Annotated in this window: 19 protein-coding genes; 10 read left to right on the top strand and 9 right to left on the bottom strand. The window is 68.1% G+C overall.

Going from position 1 to position 17,443, the window contains the following annotated elements:
- Nucleotides 1-14 precede the first annotated feature (14 nt).
- The 6 genes from cobG to EWH21_RS00845 all read left to right on the top strand — a co-directional run bounded on the left by cobG (nucleotide 15) and on the right by EWH21_RS00845 (nucleotide 6,228).
- Nucleotides 15-1,352, top strand: a complete 1,338-nt coding sequence (gene cobG / locus EWH21_RS00820; RefSeq protein ID WP_277699579.1) for a precorrin-3B synthase — start codon at nucleotides 15-17, stop codon at nucleotides 1,350-1,352.
- Entirely contained in the window at nucleotides 1,345-1,971 is a 627-nt protein-coding gene (locus EWH21_RS00825) for a precorrin-8X methylmutase (protein WP_277699580.1), read from the top strand. Before cobG ends, EWH21_RS00825 begins: the two co-directional genes overlap by 8 nt.
- A complete protein-coding gene (locus EWH21_RS00830) occupies nucleotides 1,971-2,711 on the top strand; it encodes a precorrin-2 C(20)-methyltransferase (protein ID WP_047587061.1) in 741 nt (246 codons plus the stop codon). The genes EWH21_RS00825 and EWH21_RS00830 overlap by 1 nt, the downstream gene beginning before the upstream one ends.
- Nucleotides 2,712-2,909: 198 nt before the next feature.
- Entirely contained in the window at nucleotides 2,910-4,562 is a 1,653-nt protein-coding gene (cobJ, locus tag EWH21_RS00835) for a precorrin-3B C(17)-methyltransferase (protein ID WP_277699581.1), read from the top strand.
- Between the two features lie 147 nt (nucleotides 4,563-4,709).
- Nucleotides 4,710-5,549 (top strand): AraC family transcriptional regulator, encoded by an 840-nt coding sequence (locus tag EWH21_RS00840; protein ID WP_047588818.1) that lies wholly within the window; start codon nucleotides 4,710-4,712, stop codon nucleotides 5,547-5,549.
- 79 nt (nucleotides 5,550-5,628) lie between these two features.
- The gene (locus tag EWH21_RS00845) at nucleotides 5,629-6,228 is read left to right on the top strand and encodes a LysE family translocator (protein WP_047588817.1); all 600 of its coding nucleotides are present in this window, start codon (nucleotides 5,629-5,631) and stop codon (nucleotides 6,226-6,228) included.
- Nucleotides 6,229-6,277: 49 nt separating this feature from the next.
- On the opposite strand, the gene EWH21_RS00850 is transcribed toward EWH21_RS00845, so the two are convergent.
- Nucleotides 6,278-7,261 (bottom strand): helix-turn-helix domain-containing protein, encoded by a 984-nt coding sequence (locus EWH21_RS00850; RefSeq protein ID WP_210390080.1) that lies wholly within the window; start codon nucleotides 7,259-7,261, stop codon nucleotides 6,278-6,280.
- Nucleotides 7,262-7,353: 92 nt separating this feature from the next.
- Here EWH21_RS00850 and EWH21_RS00855 point away from each other — a divergent pair, with 92 nt between their 5' ends.
- A complete protein-coding gene (locus tag EWH21_RS00855; RefSeq protein ID WP_037054705.1) occupies nucleotides 7,354-7,965 on the top strand; it encodes a LysE family transporter in 612 nt (203 codons plus the stop codon).
- Between the two features lie 40 nt (nucleotides 7,966-8,005).
- On the opposite strand, the gene EWH21_RS00860 is transcribed toward EWH21_RS00855, so the two are convergent.
- On the bottom strand, nucleotides 8,006-8,575 hold the full coding sequence (locus EWH21_RS00860; protein ID WP_277699582.1) for a flavin reductase family protein: 570 nt from the start codon (nucleotides 8,573-8,575) through the stop codon (nucleotides 8,006-8,008).
- A gap of 84 nt (nucleotides 8,576-8,659) precedes the next feature.
- On the bottom strand, nucleotides 8,660-9,403 hold the full coding sequence (locus EWH21_RS00865; RefSeq protein WP_037054708.1) for an SDR family oxidoreductase: 744 nt from the start codon (nucleotides 9,401-9,403) through the stop codon (nucleotides 8,660-8,662).
- A 142-nt stretch (nucleotides 9,404-9,545) separates the two neighbouring features.
- Between EWH21_RS00865 and EWH21_RS00870 the strand changes: the two genes are divergently transcribed.
- Nucleotides 9,546-10,457 (top strand): LysR family transcriptional regulator, encoded by a 912-nt coding sequence (locus EWH21_RS00870; protein ID WP_277699583.1) that lies wholly within the window; start codon nucleotides 9,546-9,548, stop codon nucleotides 10,455-10,457.
- A 228-nt stretch (nucleotides 10,458-10,685) separates the two neighbouring features.
- Nucleotides 10,686-11,165 (top strand): carboxymuconolactone decarboxylase family protein, encoded by a 480-nt coding sequence (locus tag EWH21_RS00875; RefSeq protein WP_037054713.1) that lies wholly within the window; start codon nucleotides 10,686-10,688, stop codon nucleotides 11,163-11,165.
- Nucleotides 11,166-11,211: 46 nt separating this feature from the next.
- Here the strand turns inward: EWH21_RS00875 and EWH21_RS00880 are convergent, their stop codons facing one another.
- Nucleotides 11,212-12,003: a helix-turn-helix transcriptional regulator gene (locus EWH21_RS00880; protein ID WP_277699584.1), complete on the bottom strand. Its 792-nt coding sequence runs from the start codon at nucleotides 12,001-12,003 to the stop codon at nucleotides 11,212-11,214.
- Between the two features lie 98 nt (nucleotides 12,004-12,101).
- Here EWH21_RS00880 and EWH21_RS00885 point away from each other — a divergent pair, with 98 nt between their 5' ends.
- On the top strand, nucleotides 12,102-12,389 hold the full coding sequence (locus tag EWH21_RS00885) for a hypothetical protein (protein WP_277699585.1): 288 nt from the start codon (nucleotides 12,102-12,104) through the stop codon (nucleotides 12,387-12,389).
- 48 nt (nucleotides 12,390-12,437) lie between these two features.
- Here EWH21_RS00885 and cobF read toward each other — a convergent pair whose 3' ends face one another.
- From cobF to EWH21_RS00910, 5 genes are all read right to left on the bottom strand, one after another.
- Nucleotides 12,438-13,205 carry a precorrin-6A synthase (deacetylating) gene (gene cobF, locus EWH21_RS00890; protein ID WP_277699586.1) on the bottom strand — a complete coding sequence of 256 codons (768 nt, stop codon included), beginning with the start codon at nucleotides 13,203-13,205 and terminating at the stop codon, nucleotides 12,438-12,440.
- Nucleotides 13,202-13,957 carry a VWA domain-containing protein gene (locus EWH21_RS00895; protein WP_347177590.1) on the bottom strand — a complete coding sequence of 252 codons (756 nt, stop codon included), beginning with the start codon at nucleotides 13,955-13,957 and terminating at the stop codon, nucleotides 13,202-13,204. The genes cobF and EWH21_RS00895 overlap by 4 nt, the downstream gene beginning before the upstream one ends.
- Nucleotides 13,939-14,946, bottom strand: coding sequence for an AAA family ATPase (locus tag EWH21_RS00900; protein ID WP_277699588.1), 1,008 nt, complete (start codon nucleotides 14,944-14,946; stop codon nucleotides 13,939-13,941). The genes EWH21_RS00895 and EWH21_RS00900 overlap by 19 nt, the downstream gene beginning before the upstream one ends.
- A gap of 61 nt (nucleotides 14,947-15,007) precedes the next feature.
- A complete protein-coding gene (locus EWH21_RS00905) occupies nucleotides 15,008-16,618 on the bottom strand; it encodes an ATP-binding cassette domain-containing protein (RefSeq protein WP_277699589.1) in 1,611 nt (536 codons plus the stop codon).
- A 299-nt stretch (nucleotides 16,619-16,917) separates the two neighbouring features.
- On the bottom strand, nucleotides 16,918-17,187 hold the full coding sequence (locus EWH21_RS00910; RefSeq protein WP_152490056.1) for a hypothetical protein: 270 nt from the start codon (nucleotides 17,185-17,187) through the stop codon (nucleotides 16,918-16,920).
- Nucleotides 17,188-17,443 lie beyond the last annotated feature (256 nt).

Genomic DNA, 17,443 nt, shown 5'->3' on the forward strand with positions numbered 1-17,443 from the left:
TGCTGGTGAACCCTGTGCGCGACTGTCCCCTCACCGCCGAACTGCCAACCCCTCGGGCTTCTGCCTGTCCGGGCCTGCTGCGCATCGTGCCCGCACTGGACGGCGGCATCTGCCGCGTCAAGCTGCCTGGCGGCGTGCTGCACAGTGCCCAGGCGCGTGCGATCGGAGAGGCTGCCCGGCGCTACGCCAGCGGTACCCTGGAGCTGACCAACCGCAGCAACCTGCAGATTCGCGGCGTGCTGCCCGGCCAGGAGAGCGCGCTGATCGGCGCACTGCTCGCTGCCGGTGTCGGTCCGCGCGTGGCCGCCGCCGACGACGTACGCAACCTGCTGCTCAGCCCTGCCGCTGGCCTCGACCCGCAGGCACGGATGGACGTTCGCCCGCTCGCCGGGCAACTCCTCGACCTGCTGCAGGACACCCCGGCGCTGCATGCCCTGTCAGCCAAGTTCGCCCTGCAGCTGGATGGCGGCGAAGCCCTGGCGATGCGCGAACACCCGCACGACCTGTGGCTGGCCGCCGAAGATGAACGCCACCTGTTGCTGGGCCTGGCCGGCTGCCCCAACGACGCGCCGCTGGCACGCATCGAAGCCGCGCAGGCGGTCGAGTTGGTGCGCCAGTTGCTGCTGCTGTTCCTCGAACTGGCCACGCCCGAACAATCACGCATGCGCCAGTTGCTGGCGCAGCTCCCGGCCAGCGAACTGCTGCAGCGCCTGCAGGCACGCCTGGATTTCCCCCTGCAGCCGCCAACAGCCAACTGGCAGACGCCCGCTGGCGTCGAGCGGGCGCCCGCAGGGATTTATCCACAGGCCCGGGCCGGCCTGTGCATGGTCGTCGCCGGGGCCCAGCTGGGCCGCCTGCACGCCGAACAGCTGCTGGCCCTCGCCGAGCTGAGCGAGCGGCATGCCGGCGGCGAACTGCGCCTGACCCCCTGGCAGGGCCTGCTGCTGGGCAATGTGCCGCAGGCCGAGGCGGCAACCCTGTGCAACGCACTGGGCGAACTCGGCCTGCTGCACGAGGCCGGCGACCCACTGCTCGGGCTGGTCGCCTGCACCGGATCGGCCGCCTGCGCCCGTGGCCTGGCCGACAGCAAGCACCATGCGCTGCACCTGGCCGAGCTGCTGCGCGCCAACGGCGCCCGCCCGCAGGCTCACCTCAGCGCCTGCCCGCGCAGTTGCGCCAGCGCGCGGGTGCAGCCCTACACCCTGCTGGCCAGCACGCCCGATCACTACCAGCTCTATCAACGCACCCCCGAGGTGACCGGCTTCGGTCGCCTGCTGGTGCCGTCCATGACCATCGACGAGGCCGGCGCCTGGTTCGCCCGCCACCTTCCCGCAGGACTCCCTGATGCTTGATTACATCCGCGACAGCCAGGAAATCTACCGCCGCTCCTTCGCCACCATTCGCGCCGAGGCCAACCTGGCCGGCATTCCCGCCGACCTGGAGAAGCTCGCCGTGCGGGTGATCCACGCCTGCGGCATGGTCGACGTGGTCGAGGACCTGCGCTTCTCCCCCGGAGCTGGCGCCGCCGGCCGCGCAGCCCTGCTGGCCGGCGCGCCGATCCTCTGCGATGCGCGCATGGTCGCCGAGGGCATCACCCGCCCGCGCCTGCCGGCGAACAATCCGGTGCTCTGCACCCTGCACGACGCCGGTGTGCCCGAACTCGCCCGTGAGGTCGGCAACACCCGCTCGGCGGTGGCCCTGGAACACTGGCGCGAACACCTGGAAGGCAGCGTGGTGGTGATCGGCAATGCCCCCACCGCGCTGTTCTACCTGCTGGAAATGCTCGACGCCGGCGCCGCGAAACCGGCGCTGATCATCGGCATGCCGGTGGGCTTCATCGGCGCCGCCGAATCCAAGGACGCCCTGGCCGCAGACAGCCGTGGCGTGCCCTACGTGATCGTGCGCGGTCGGCGCGGCGGCAGCGCCATGGCGGTGGCCGCGGTCAACGCGCTGGCCTCGGAGGTGGAGTGATGGCCGGTCGTCTGCTTGGTCTCGGCGTCGGCCCCGGCGACCCCGAGCTGCTCACCCTCAAGGCGCTGCGCCTGCTCAAGTCGGCGCCAGTGGTGGCCTACTTCGTGGCCAAGGCGAAACACAACGCCGGCCAGGGCGGCAACGCCTTCGGCATCATCGAGGCGCACCTGGACGACGCCCAGCAGCGCCTGCCGCTGGTCTACCCGGTGACCACCGAGAAGCTCGCCGCACCGCTGTCCTACGAGGATGTGATCGCCGATTTCTACGACACCTGCGCCGAACAGATCGCCCAGCTGCTGGACGCCGGTCAGGACGTGGCGGTGATCTGCGAGGGCGACCCGTTCTTCTACGGCTCCTACATGTACCTGCACGACCGCCTCGCCGAGCGTTACGACGTCGAGGTGGTGCCCGGCGTGTGCTCCATGCTCGGCTGCGCCTCGGTGCTAGGCACGCCGCTGGTGTACCGCAACCAGAGCCTGAGCGTGCTTTCCGGCGTGCTGCCGGAGGAAGAGCTCGAACAGCGCCTGCGCGATGCCGAGGCCGCCGTGGTGATGAAGCTCGGGCGCAACTTCGACAAGGTCCGCCGCGTGCTGCGCAAGCTCGGCCTGGACGACCGCGCCCATTACGTCGAGCGCGCGACCATGGCCAGCCAGAAGATCGTCGCGCTGGACGAGGTGGAGCCGATGGATTCGCCGTACTTCTCGATGATTCTGGTGCCCGGCCAGAAATGGCGGGGATGATCGATTCCCTGTGGGAGCGGAATGCGGCCCAGCCGCTCCTGGACTCGTAGGGTGGATGACGCTTCACCCATCCACCGCCACGATGGTGGATGAAAAAAGCGCCATCCACCCTACGCGCTCCCCCCAGCTCGCACGTAGCCCGGATGCAATCCGGGAAAAACACACCCCGGATTTCATCCGGGCTACAGGATCTACCGCATGAACATCGTCATCCTCGGCAGCAGCGCGCTGGCCACTGCACAACGCCTCAAGACGCTTTATCCACAGGCGCTGATCCATGGCCTGCGCGGCCGGGTCGAGGCTGCCGAGCGTCACTACGACGACTTCGGCGACAGCCTGCGTGCGCTCTATCGGGCCGGGCAACCGCTGCTGGTGCTGTGCGCCGCCGGCATCGTCATCCGCAGCCTCGCCCCGCTGCTGGCGGAGAAGGGCAGCGAGCCACCGGTGCTGGCCCTCGCCGAAGACGGCAGCGCCGTGGTGCCACTGCTCGGTGGCCTGGCCGGGGTCAATCGCCTGGCCCGCGAGATCGCTGCACACCTGGAGGTCACGCCGGCGATCACCACCAGCGGCGAGCTGCGCTTCGGCACCTGCCTGCTGGAGCCGCCGGCCGGCTACGCCCTGGCCGACCTGCAACAGGGCAAGCGCTTCGTCAGCGACCTGCTCGGCGGCGAAACGGTGCGCATCGAAGGCCAGGCGCCCTGGCTGGAGGCCGCCCAGCTGCCTGTGGATAACGCTGCGAAGCGGGTTATCCACATCACCCCGCAGGCCCGCCCGGCGCAGCCCGACGAGCTGCTGATCCATCCGCGCAGCGTCGCCGTGCTGGTCGAGCGAACCGACGACCAGCTGGCGGCGCGCATTCACCGGGCGCTGAGCGCCGCCAACCTGGCGCCACAGTCCCTGGCCACTCTGCTCGCGGACAAAGCCCGGATGGCCGATGCCGAGCTGCACGCAGCCGCGCGCGAGCTGAACCTGCCGCTGCGCTTCATCCACGGCGCAAGCGCAGAGCTGCCCGCCCGGCAGCTCGCCGGCGACGGCCTGCGCCTGCTGCTGGCCGAGCAGCCGCTGGATGTCGAACGCCTTGGCCAGCGTCGTGGCCGCCTCAGCGTGGTCGGCCTCGGCCCTGGCGCCGCCGAGCACATGACCCCCGCCGTGCGCCGCGCCCTGGACGAGGCCGAAGACCTGCTCGGCTACGACACCTACGTGAAGATGGCCGGCCCGCTGCGCGCCGACCAGTGCCTGCACCCCAGCGACAACCGCGAGGAACTGCAGCGCGCCGCCCATGCCTTCGAGCTGGCCGCCACGGGCCGCCGGGTGGTGATGATCTCTTCGGGCGACCCCGGCGTGTTCGCCATGGCCGCCGCCGTGATGGAAGCGCTGGAAAGCCCGCAGAGCGAGGCCTGGCGCGGGGTCGAACTGGAGGTACTGCCGGGCGTCTCGGCTGCCCTGGCCACCGCCGCCAAGGCCGGTGCGCCACTGGGCCATGACTTCTGCCTTATCTCCCTGTCCGACAACCTCAAGCCCTGGGCGGTGATCGAGCAGCGCCTGCAACACGCCGCCGCTGCGGATCTGGCCATGGCCTTCTACAACCCGATTTCCAGGGCACGCCCCTGGCAACTCGGCCGCGCGCTGGAACTGCTGCGCCAGCACCGTGCGGCGGAAACCCTGGTGGTGCTCGGCCGCGACATTGGCCGCCCCGCCGAAGCGCTGCGCAGCCTCACCTTGGGCGAGCTGACCCCGGAGATGGTCGACATGCGTACCCTGGTGATCATCGGCTCCAGCCAGACCCGCCGCTTCCCCCGCGCCGAGGGCGGCGACTGGGTCTACACACCGCGCTGGTATCCCAACCTGTAGGAGCCCGCTTGCGGGCGATCCAGCTTCATCGGTCACTTCGATCGCCGGCAAGCCGGCTCCTACAGACAGCACGTGTGCACAAACCTTCTAGTCCTGCGTGCTGAACGCGCTAAGCTCAGGCGTTCAAGCAACCAAGGGCAGATGGCGATGAACGCGCAATCATGGGTCGACCTCAAGCAGGATGCCGATACCGGCATCGAGGTGATCCGCGCGCATTTCGAGGGGCATGCCTACGATCCGCACTGGCACGACAGCTACCTGATCGGCTTCACAGAGCAGGGCGTGCAGCAGTTCAATTGCCGCCGCGCCCTGTTCAGCAGCGTGCCGGGGCAGACCTTCTTCCTCGAGCCCGGCGACATTCATGACGGCAACGCCCCGGCGCCAGGGGGCTTCACCTACTCCACGCTGTACCTGGAACCGGCCTGGCTCCAAGGCGCCTTGCCGGCGCTGTTCGAACAGGCCCCCGTCGACTGCCTGCCCAGCGTGCCACGCACCCAGCCGGACGACCCCGGCCTGCTGCCGCACATCGCCAACGCCCTGCAGGCGCTGCGCGAGGGCGAGCCGCGCATGGTCCGCGATGCGGCCCTGGATGGCCTGCTCGAACGCCTATCGCGCAACCTGCAATGGCGCCAGCGCATGCAGGGCAACCCGCAGATTCCCGGCGTGGCCCTGCGCGCACGCGAGTACCTGCACGCGCACTTCCACGAGAACATCGGCCTCGGTGAACTGGCCCGGGTCTGCGGCGTGGACCGCTTCCACCTCACGCGAGCCTTCAAGGCCGCCTTCGGCATCGCCCCGCACGGCTACCTGATCCAGTTGCGCCTGGTGCGCGCACGCCGCCTGCTGGCCCTCGGCAGTGCGCCCGCCGACGTCGCCAGCGATCTGGGCTTCGCCGACCAGAGCCACCTCGGCCGCTGGTTCCGCCGCGCCAATGGTGTCACCCCCGGCGCCTACCGCAGCCTCTGCACAAAGCTTCAAGACCGCTGAGCGGGGCCACTGGACAATCGCCACCATGACCCGACATGGAGCGATCATCGATGCCCCTCACCGCACCAGGGCCCCGGCCATGAACCAGTGGCTGCCCTTCATCCTCTTCGCCTCGGCGGCCTCGATCACCCCGGGGCCGACCAACCTGCTGATCCTCGGCAGCGCCTCGCGTTTCGGCCTGCCCATTGCCCTGACCATCGCCCTCGGCGCCAGCCTGGGTGCCAGTCTCATGCTGCTGGTGGTCGGCCTCGGCCTGGGCGAGCTGCTGGCGCGCACGCCGCTGCTGCAAACGGCGATGACCTGGGCCGGCGCCGCCTGGATCAGCTGGATGGCCTGCAAGCTGATGCGCCGCGACGCGGCCGGTATCGAGGCACGGCCCATCGAGCGACGCCAGGGGTTCGTCCAGGGCGCCGTCCTGCAACTGATCAACCCCAAGACCTGGCTGATGACCCTCTCGGTCACGGCGATATTTCTCGATGGCCAGGCTTCACCAAGCCGCGTGGCCATCCATGCCGCGCTGTTCCTGCTGGTTTCCACACCCTGCCTGCTCAGCTGGGGCCTGCTCGGCGCCGGCAGCGCCCGCCTGCTGCGGCAACCGTCGCGACTGCTGCTGTTCAACCGGGCCATGGCGCTGTTGCTGCTGGCATCGGTGTGGCTGCCGTTGCTGATGGATCGATGAAGCACAGCGGCACATGCGCTGACGGTGGATCGGTGAAGCGTGATCCACCCTACGACGACATGGCGCCCTGGCGACGAAAAGCGCCGGGAGCGACACCGAACCGCTGGCGAAACAGCTTGCCCAGGTGGCTGGCGTCGCTGGCACCGATCTCGTCGGCGATCTGCGCCAGGCTGTGACTGGAGTTGAGCAGGCGCCAGCGCACGTGTTGCAGGCGCAGCTCGTTCCAGTACTCGCGGGCACTCATGCCCTGGCGGGCGCGGAACAGGCGGTCGAGCTGCCGGCGACTGATACCGACGCTGGCCGCCAGTTGCTCGATACCATCGGCGCTGGCCAGGCCGTGACGCATCAGGGCGATGGCACGGTCGACATGACGCTCGCCGCTGGACGTGCCATGCAGCGAGCGCAGCGCATGCTGGCCACTGCGCGTCTCGTCCACCAGCATGTCGGCCAGGCCCTTGAGCGCCCGCGCCCGTCCGCTGCCACGGGCCAGCAACTCCACCGCCAGGTCGATGGCCGCCGTACCCCCGGCACAGGAAATCCGCTCGGAATCGATGCTGTACAGGCGCTCGTGCGCCAGCCGCAGGTGAGCGAAGCTGGCGCGAAACTCCGCCTGGTGACGCCAGTGCACCGCGACCTGATGGCCATCGAGCAGGCCACAGGCGGCCAGCAGGAAACTGGCGTTGTCGATCGCCACCAGCTTCACCCCGGCGCGCACCGCGCGCCGCAACAGAGCGCGGTAGGCCGGCGCCAGCGCCGCCGTGGCCTGCGCGTTACGCCCGCCGAACAGCACCAGATAGTCGTGCTCGGCCAGCGTCAGCTCCTGCGGCGTGGCCTCGATTCGCAACGCCGCACCGCTGCTCGACGACACATGCCCCGGCTGCAGGCCGAGAATGGTCCAGGTGCAGTAGCGCTGACGGCTGTAGTCCTCGTCGTCGGCGCTGAAGCGCAACTTGTCGAGGAAGCCGCCGAACGGCAGCAGAGCGAACTCCGGCAGAGGCAGCAGAAGGAAGCGCAGGTCAGGGCGTTGCGACATGATTCGTCCAGAATCGACTGGTAGATGACCAGAATCTACCTCATTACTGGCTGCAGCGCTGAGTAGACTGGCCACCTTCCCAGGAGACCCACATGGCCCTCGAACTCTGGCTCGTCTACTTCGTCGCAACCCTCGGCCTGGCGCTGACGCCCGGCCCCAACAGCCTGCTAGCACTGACCCATGGCGGGCTGTACGGCGCACGCATGGCCTTGGCGACCATCCTCGGCGGCGTGGTCGGCTTCGGCACGCTGATCGCCCTGGCCATGTTCGGCCTTGGCGCCCTGCTCAAGACCGCACCCACCGCGCTGCTGGCACTCAAGTGGATCGGCGGCGCCTACCTGGTGTGGCTCGGCATCCAGCTCTGGCGCGCGCCGCCGATGAACCTGACGCTGGCCGACAGCGGCGTGCGCCCCAGCGCCGGGCGACTGTTTCGCCAGGGCCTGCTGTCGGCCTTGTCGAATCCCAAGGTGATTCTGTTCTACGGCGCCTTCCTGCCGCAGTTCCTCGACCCCCAGCGCGGCCTGGCCGTGCAGTTCGTGGTGATGGCGGCGACCTTCGCCGTGGTCGAGTTCCTCGTCGAACTGCTGCTGGCCCTCACCGCCGTGCGCGTACGCCCCTGGCTGCAACGCGGCGGCCACACCTTCAACCGCAGCTGCGGCACGCTGTTCGTGCTGATCGGCATGGCGCTGCCGCTAGCACGCTGAGGCGAGCGCCTGGCTGCGGCGCTTCAGGCACCTCGTCCATTCAGGCCTTGAGTGCCTCGCCAATCGCGTAGTAATGCCCGCCCGCCACGTGATGCAGGCTGCGCAGGTTCGGGTCGGCCGTTTCGAAGTGCCAGCGGCCATCGCGGAACACCCGCTCGTCGGCCCAGGCGGCGATCACCTCGCCAATGAACAAGTCGTAAGCCTGCTGGTTATGCGGCTCATTGATCATCCGGCAGACCAGCCAGGCCGAGCAGCCGGCAACCAAGTGCACATCGTGGCCTGCCATCTCGAACAGCTCGACCCCGGCGTGCGCCAGCTTCGCCGGGTCATCGCCAAGGCTGGCATTGCCCACCGCCTGGGTCAGCTGCAGCTGCGCCACGGTCGGCACCTGAACGGCGAACAGGCCGCTGCCCTCGACCAGCGCACGGGTGCGGGTGGCCTTGTCCAGCACCACGCTCAGCTTCGGTGGGTCGAAGTCCAGCGCACAGCACCAGGCCGCCGCCATGACGTTATCCACAGCCTGGTGACGTGCGGACACCAGCACGGTGGGGCCGTGGTTGAGCAGGCGGTAGGCCTTGGCCAGATCGACCGGACGAATGGACGCGCTCATGCAGACTCCTGAAAGCGAAAAAGGCGCCTGCATGCTGGTCCGTACGGACCAGCATCGCAAGCGCCCGGATGCAGCGGATCGGGATCAGAACTCCTGCACGGTCGGACGCAGGACGATCTCGTTGATATCCACATCCGCCGGCTGCTCGATGGCATAGGCGATGGCACGGGCCACTGAATCCGCCGGGATGGCCTGCTTGTAGAAGTCGACGACGAAGTCGCGGCTCTGCTGGTGCGAGCTGCCGAACTTCAGCTCGGAGTCCACCGCACCCGGCTCGATGGTGGTGGTACGGATGCTGCCGCCGACCTCGTGACGCAGGCCCTCGGAGATGGCGCGCACGGCGAACTTGGTGCCGCTGTACACGGTACCGCCCGGGCTGAACACCTTGATCCCGGCCACCGAGGCGATGTTGATGAAATGCCCGGCGTTCTGCTGCTGGAACACCGGCAGCGCAGCGGCGATGCCATACAGCACGCCCTTGATGTTGATGTCGATCATGCGATCCCACTCATCGGTGCGCAGATCGCTCATCGGCGCAATGGCCATCAGCCCGGCGTTGTTGACCAGCACGTCGACCCGGCCGTAGGTATCCACGGCACCCTGGATCAGGGCCTTGACCTCATCGGCACGCGTGACGTCGGTCTGGTAGGCGACCGCCTCGCCACCGGCAGCGACCAGTTCGCCGACCAGTTGTTCGAGGCGCTCCTTGCGCCGTGCAGCCAGCACCACCTTGGCGCCCAGTTTGCTCAGATGACGTGCGCTGGCTTCGCCCAGACCGCTGCTGGCGCCGGTAATGACCACGACCTTGCCGGAAATGTTGTTGCTCATCGGTAAGCCTCTCTTTCGGATTCGTTGAAGTGTCCGCGCCGTATGCCGGACATGGGCTCACACTAGAGGCGATTTTCGTTTCAATGAATGGAAGTGTTTGGATTAGGCTATTCCACATTCTGGAACACAAAGGCGTAGCGACATGCTCAACCGCATGGAGATGATCCGCATCTTCTGCAGCGCGGCCGACTGCAGCAATTTCCGCGAGGCAGCGACGCGGCTCGGCGTCTCCCCGCAGGCCGTGACGCGCGCGATCAAGGCGCTGGAGGAAGAGCTGGGCGAGATTCTCTTCCACCGCAACACGCGCCAGGTACACATCACCGCCTTCGGCGAGGCCTATGCCGTGCGGGCACGGCAGACGCTGGAAGGCTTCGACTCGCTGTTTCGTGGCCATCGTGCCGATACCGAGTCGGGCTTCAGCGGGCGTGTCGGCATCACCGCGCCACAGGCGATCGGCAAGCGCTTTCTGGTCGGCTTCCTGCAGCCCCTGCTCAAGCGCCACCCGCACCTGCAGCTGACCCTGCGCCTGGAGGACGAAATCACCGACGCGGTCGATGCGCAGATCGATATCGGCATCCGTATCGGCTCGTTGCGCGACAGCCGCTACGTCGCCCGCACCCTGGCGCCCGTGCCGCTGCAGGTGGTGGCCACGCCCGAACTGATCGCCACTACCGGCAGCCCGCGCACGCTCGCCGAGCTGCAGCAGCGCCCGCTCTCGGTGCTGATCGACCGCAAGAGCGGCCGGCCCTGGCCCTGGACCTTCGCGGACGGCCCAAGCCTGCTTCCCGCCAACCCGGCACTGACCTGCGACGACCCCGAAGCCGAGCTGGAAGTCGTGCTCGCCGGCCTGGCCTATGGGCAGTTGCCCGCCTACCTGGCCCAGCCACACCTGGAGAGCGGCCGCCTGCAGGCCGTGATGGTGCAGCAGGCCCCCGCCCCCTGGCAGCTGTTCATCTACCGCCCGCAACAAGGCCCCGTATCGCCCAGGGTGCGCCTGGTATTCGATCACCTGCGCGCCTGCTTTTCCGACCCGGCGCAGTTCCCCCAGGGCTGAAGTCGCTCAGAGCAACGCCACCGTCGTGTCGGACCGCCACGCACGGCAGCTGCACCGAGTAGCGGGAGGCACACGCCTCTGCGCGAAAGTGGACCAAGCAAAATTGGGTGAAATGGATCTATGTGACTGGCCCACCGGTGCGTAGATTTCTTGTCACCGGGCCGTTGTGGTTCTGCCAGTCGCAGAGACGCATCGGTTTCCTCTCGACTCGGATTAAGGGTGAAAACCATGAGCCAGCGTCTCGACTACTTCAAACTCTCCCCGGCAGCCTCCAGCAAGTACGCGGAATTTTCCACCCTGCTGAGCAAGACGCCGTTCCTCACCGAACTCGCCCACCTGGTCACCCTGCGCGCCTCGCAGATCAACGGCTGCGCCTTCTGCGTGGACATGCACGTCAAGGAGGCGAAGATTCACGGCGAACGCGAACTGCGCCTGCACCATGTCGCCGTCTGGCGCGAATCGCCGCTGTTCTCCGATCGCGAGCGGGCCGCCCTGGAATGGACCGAAGCCCTGACCGTCCTGTCGCCGCACGGCGTCAGCGATGCCATCTACAACAGCGTGCGTGAGCAGTTCTCCGAGCAGGAGCTGGCCGATCTGTCCCTGCTGGTGGTGGCCATCAACGGCTGGAACCGCCTCAGCGTGGCCTTCCGCAACGTCCCCGGCTCCGCCGACAAGCTGTACGGACTGGACAAGGCCGGCCTGGCCTGAGCGCTGGCGGCATGACCCTGCCGCAATCGTCCAGAGGGTCGCTGAACTAGCGCTGAACCTCAGTCTGCAAAGGTGCATAACGACCCGGGGTGACGCCGAACACCCGGCGAAACAGGGCAATGAAGGCACTGACGTTGTCATAACCCAGGTCCAGCGCAATGGCGGTGACCGGCCGCCCCGCTGCCAGCCACTCCAGCGCATGCAACAACCGCAGGCGCTGGCGCCACTGCTCAAAGCTGAGGCCTGTCTCGACAACGAAGCGTCGGCTCAATGAGCGCGGCGCAATACCTGCCCACGCTGCCCATTCCGATAGGCGTCGAGTGTCCCCAGGTTGCGCCGATAGCGCCAGAGCAATGCGTAGCAGTCGTGCATCCCGCGGCATCGCCAAGCCGAGAGGGACCTGGGGGGCCACGCCAAGCTCATCGAGAATGACCGCACACAAGCGCTGCTGCGCCGCCTCCGGTGCCGTGGCTGGCCAGGCACTTAGGCGTGCCACCGCCGCCTGCAGCAGCGCCGACACGCCAAGGATGCAGGGCTTGTCGGGCAGATCGGCACATGCCTGCGGTGCAACGTACAGACTCCAGCCGCTGAACGGGCCGTGCGAACGCAACGCATGTGGCAGGTGCGCCGGAATCCATGCTGCATGGGTAGCCGGGATCACCCAGCGACAATTACCGGCATCGACGCTGAGCAGCCCTCGCGTAGCGCCAAGCAACTGGCCCCGTGCATGCTGATGAGGCGAGGTGTCGCGGGGCAAGGTGCTATGCGCTGCCACAGCTAACAGCAGCGGGCCACAGTGGGAATCAGCCAGTTCGAACGGCAGCAGGGGCGTAGACATGATTGGCGCCAGATCGTCATAGAATGGCATTTATAGCGCACATACGCCACGCCAGCGCCGATAGGATGATACTTCCTGACCACAATCGGAGTTATGCAATGCGCGCTGAAGACCTGCTGCCTGCGGGCATGGATCAGATCAAACGCAATGGCGTCGTGATCCGCAAGGGGAGCGTCGGTGCCTTTCTGGCCAACGCCAGGATACTCTGCGATCACCAAGCCGCCCCCGAACAACGCGCGATCGCTGAGCACGATCTGTTGGCGACGCTACCAGCACTGCGCGCCCTGGGCCTGTTCGAAGTGCTGTCGATACGCGACGAGGCGCTGCGCCAATGGCTGGCACCTCACCTGCAAGACGCCGACACCAGCCAGAGCACGCCACTCTAGGACTCACAGCAGGTCCGTCAGTCCGCGGTCGCACGCTACCCCCTCACCTCACGCCTGCGCCGTCCCTTCCTTGCGCAGCAGGTAGCTGTCCATGATCCAGCCGTTACGCTCGCGCGCCTCGGCGCGGGTGGCGGCGATCTTGTCGGCCAGTTCGTCCAGCGGGCCGGCCATGAGGATTTCGTCGGCGGTGCCGACGTAGGCGCCCCAGTAGATGGTCAGGCCCTGGCCGGTGAAGCGGCGGTAGGTGTCCTTGGCGTCGAGCATCACCGCCACGCTGTCCACGCCCTGCGGCCAGCCTTCGGCGAGCAGGCGACCGGTGGTGATTTCCACGGCGCGGCCGATGCTGTTGAGCGGGATGCGATGGCGTGCGGTGAGCGCCTGCAGGCTGGTGATGCCGGGGATCACGTCGTAGGCGAAGTCGCTGCGGCGGGCAGCGATGGCCTCGATGATGCGGATGCTGCTGTCGTAAAGCGACGGGTCGCCCCAGACCATGAAGGCGGCGGTCTCGCCGTCCGCCATCTGCTCGTCGAGCAACTGCTCGAATACCGCCTGCTTGTCGCGGTTGAGCTCGTCGACGCTGGCGCGGTAGTCGGCGGCCTCGCGCTCGCGCTCCGGCTGCTGGCCCTCGGCGAAACGCGGCGTGTGGCCGTCGAGAAAGCGTGCGCAGATCTCGCGGCGCAGGGCATTGAGCTTGTGCTTCGCCGCGCCCTTGTCCATCAGGAAGATCACGTCGCTGCGGCGCAGCGCCTTGATCGCCTGGTAGGTGATGTAGTCCGGGTCGCCGGCGCCGATGCCGACCAGCAGCAGGGTTTTCATGGGGTTCTCCAGGGAATGGACAACCCGTAGGAGCCGGCTTGCCGGCGATCATCGCCCGCCAGCGGGCTCCTACAGGGCAGTAAGTCATCGATGTGCTGGTAATCGGCGCCCAGCTGGCGCGCCAGCTCGCGGCCGCGACCGAGGCCGATCGGCGCGCGCTCGCTGTCGATCAGCAGGGTCGGGCAGCCCAGTGGGTGCATGGCCGGCCAGTCGCGCAGGCGGCCGTCGGTGAGGATCAGCAGGCGCTGCTGCTCGGCGGGCTTCTGTCGCCGCCGCCGCACCAGCCAGTCACCGGCCTGCTGCAGTGCATCGAGCAGTGGCGTACCGCCGCCGGCGCCGAGTTGCTGCAGCCAGGCATGCAGTTCGGCACTGACCTTGCGCCCCTGCCACAGCCACTGCGCCTCGCGACCACCGGCCTGCAGCACGGCCAGGCGCGCGCGCTGACGGTAGGCGCTGTCGAACAGCTCGGCGAGCAGGCCCTTGCTCAGGCTCAGCGCGCCATGGCGGCGGGTCGAGGCAGAGGCATCCACCAGCACCAGCCAGAGTTCATCGGCCTGACGGCTGCGCGGCCGCAGCACCAGGTGCTCGCGGCGCAGCGGGCGACCATGGCGCAGGCTCGCCGGCCAGTCGATGCGGCCGTGCGCACCCGCCCGCGCGGCGCCGCGCAAGCCGCCGCCGAGTCGTCCGGGCCGTTTGCCGGCATCCGCGCCTGTGGCGTTGCGCGGGCGGATGCTCAGGGCTTTTTTGTCCAGCGCGGTGGCACCCGCCGCTCACCCATGGCCTGCACCTGCGCCGGCAACTCGCCCCACTGGCCTTCGCCCTGCTGTGGCGGCTGCTCGGATTGCTGCGCCTGGGGCCGCTCGGGCGGCGTGGCGGCAGGCGCTTGTGGTGCCTGCTGGCGACGGCGATGACGCAGGACGAAGTCCTCCACCGCGTCGATATCCACAGGCTCGATGGCCCCGGCACCCCGCCAGGCGGCATGGGCGCGGGCGGCGCGCAGCCAGACCAGATCGGCGCGCAGGCCGTCGACGCCAGCCGCGAAGCAGCGCTGGCTGATCTCGCCCAGCGACGCATCATCCAGGGCAATGGCGGCCAGGTGTTGGCGGGCGCTCTGGCAACGCGTCGCCAGGGCCTCTTGTTCAGTTTGCCAACGCTGCACGAAGGCATCCGGAGACGCATCGAAGGCCAGGCGCCGGCGAACGATCTCGGCGCGCTCGAGCGGCTGCGGCTGGCCGTCCAGCGCCAGGTTGAGGCCGAAGCGGTCGAGCAGCTGCGGGCGCAGCTCGCCTTCCTCGACGTTCATGGTGCCGATCAGCACGAAGCGCGCGGCGTGGCGATGGGAGATGCCATCTCGCTCGACATGGTTGACCCCGCTGGCAGCGGCATCGAGCAGCAGGTCGACCAGATGATCGGGCAGCAGGTTGACCTCATCGACATACAGCACGCCAGCATCGGCGCGCGCCAGCAAACCCGGGGAAAAGCGCGCCTGGCCCTGACCCAGCGCGGCGTCCAGATCCAGGGTGCCGACAATACGTTCCTCGCTGGCGCCCAGCGGCAGGGTGACGAAACGCCCACCGTCGAGCAGATCGGCCAGACCACGGGCCAGGGTGGACTTGGCCATGCCGCGCGGGCCTTCGATCAGCACCCCGCCGATAGCCGGGTCGATGGCCGCCAGGCACAGCGCCAGCTTCAGCGAGTCGGCGCCGACCACGGCGGCAAGGGGGAAGTGATGTTCGGTCATGGCGGCATTCACTGGCGGCAAAGATCGGCATTGTAGACCAGAGCCCCCGGCCACTGGCGTTTCACAACACCTCGTGCAGCCAGCCAGCGGCCGTCCACTGCAGGAGGTCGGTCAAGGCCAATGCGTCGAGAAAGGCGCCGTCATGGGAAACCACCAGCAGCGCCCCTCGATAGGCCCGCAGAAAGCGCTCCAGCGCCAGGCGCGAGTCGAGGTCGATAGAGTTGTCCGGCTCATCCAGCATCAGCAGTCGGGGCTGTGGCTCACGGGCCAGGGCCCCGGCCAGCGCCACCTTCAGGCGCTGACCGCCACTGAGCCTGGCACAGGGCAACAACGCGGCATCGGGGCCGATGCCCAGGTGATCCAGGCGGGTACGCAGCACACTCTGCGCGCTGCCGGGTGCCAGGCGGTGCAGATGTTCCAGCGCCGACTCCTGCGGCGCCAAACCCTGCAGTTCCTGGTCGAGCAACGCCCAGGGTACCTCGACCCGACACTCGCCCGAGCGTGCGGCCAGGCGACCGCTGAGCAGCGCCAGCAGGCTCGACTTGCCGCAGCCGTTGGGGCCCACGATAGCCATCCGCCGCGAGCCGAACAGCTCGACATCCGGCAACGGCGCCGAGCCGAACGGCAGGCGCAGATCACGCCAGGACAGAGCCCGGCGTCCCGGCGGCAGCGGCGCCGCCTGCCCGTGCAGGGTCACCTCCCGCTCCTCGTCCAGCGCCGCTGCGGCGTCGCGCACCTGCTCGTCGAGCTTCTGGCGCTGCGCCTGCAAAAGCGTGGCAACGCGCCCGGCGCTGCTCTCGCTGCGGTTCTTCTGCATGCCCAGGAGGATTTTCGCCTGGTTGCTGTCCTGGCTCTGGCGCAGGCCGCTGGCCATGCGCTGCTGCTGACGATCATGCTGCTGGCGCAACGCCCGCTCACCTCGCTTGCGCTCGACACGGGCGCTGTTCAAGGTCTGCCACGCAGACTCGCGCTCCTGCTCACGGCTCGCCTGATAGAAGGCATAGTCACCGCCGTAGCTGCGCAAGCCGGAAGCCGACAGCTCGACAATACGCTGCATGCCAGCCAGCAAGTCACGGTCATGGCTGATCAGCAGCACACCGCCGCGCCGACTCGCCAGGCGCTGGCCCAGGCGCGTGCGGCTGGCCTGGTCGAGGTGGTTGCCGGGCTCGTCGAGAATCAGCAGATCGGCATCCGCCTGCAGCGCGCCAAGCAGGGCAATGCGGCTGCATTCCCCGCCGCTAAGCTGCGCCGCCGGCGTCTGTACATCGAGGTGGCCGAGGCCCTCCTCATGCAAGGCAGCTTGCAGCCGCTCGACCAGGTCCCAGCGCCCTTCGAGGCGCTCGATATCGTCCTCATGCGGCTGACCACGCATGACCCGCTGCATGGCATCGAACCAGTGTGCGCAACCCGCCAGGTCGACGACACGGGCGTCGGCGGCGGCCACGATGCGTTGCGGCAGGTAGGCGATACGCCCCTGTCGCACGACACGCCCCTCGCTGGGCTGCAGGTCACCGGCCAGCAAGCGGCCGAGCACCGTCTTGCCAACGCCATTGCGTCCGACCAGACCCGTGTGGCGGTTATCGAATACTTCGCTGAGCCCCTCGAACAGCATGACGCCATCGGCAAAGCGAAAAGAAACGCGCTCGAGCGCGATATGCGGGGAATCGGTCATCCATGCCTCCAGGCAATGCCGTGAGTACGCGCGGGCTGAAGCCGCGATCGATCACTGGTCGTGCGGACACGACGGCATTACTGACGCATTGGACGAGACTCCGACATGAAATGAGCGCTCAGGGTAAGACCCCGAGGCATCCGCGACAAGTGCTGAGGATGACGGGGCAACGAAATCCGCCGGGCCATGCGCGGAGCGCCGCCAGCGTCAGCTCAGGGCATCCATTCTGTGGATAACTCCACGCCAGGGCGGCGAACACGAAGGGTTTCAGCCAGGCTACGGCGCCGGGAAAGCCATGCTCAGTTACCGATACCGCAGATGCTCAGAGGGAAAAGCACGATACCAAGAACCCGCGGAAACAGAGCGGCCAATCCGGCGCTACCCGCCATGCCCGACAGGAGCCAGGTGCCGATCCCGGCAAGGCTGATGGAACCGCCATCGACCAGCATGAACGCGAACAAGCCAATCCATATGCCGGCCACCGCGCCGATGCAGGCCGAGCGAACTCGCTCACGCCGGGTAATCGGCCGGCGCCACCATGCGCCCATTCGGGCCAATGCTGCTTTCACACGCCTTCCTCGCTATCGAGCAACAGATATTCCATCAAGAGAGCCCGGATGAAATCCGGGAGTGCGGGCTCAGGCAAACGGAAACCGTTTCAGGAGCCGCCAAACCCCGTAGGGTGGGGTAGCGGCGCAGGACAGCGGTCCTGCAGCCGCGCAGAAAGGCAGTGCGCCGCGTAACCCACCACGGGAACTGAGCCACCCGCAATCCGCCAGACAGGGTAGCCCGGATGAAATCCGGGAGTACGGGCTCAGGCAAACG

The sequence above is a fragment of the Pseudomonas sp. REST10 genome, from assembly GCF_029542605.1.
Classification (GTDB): domain Bacteria; phylum Pseudomonadota; class Gammaproteobacteria; order Pseudomonadales; family Pseudomonadaceae; genus Aquipseudomonas; species Aquipseudomonas khazarica.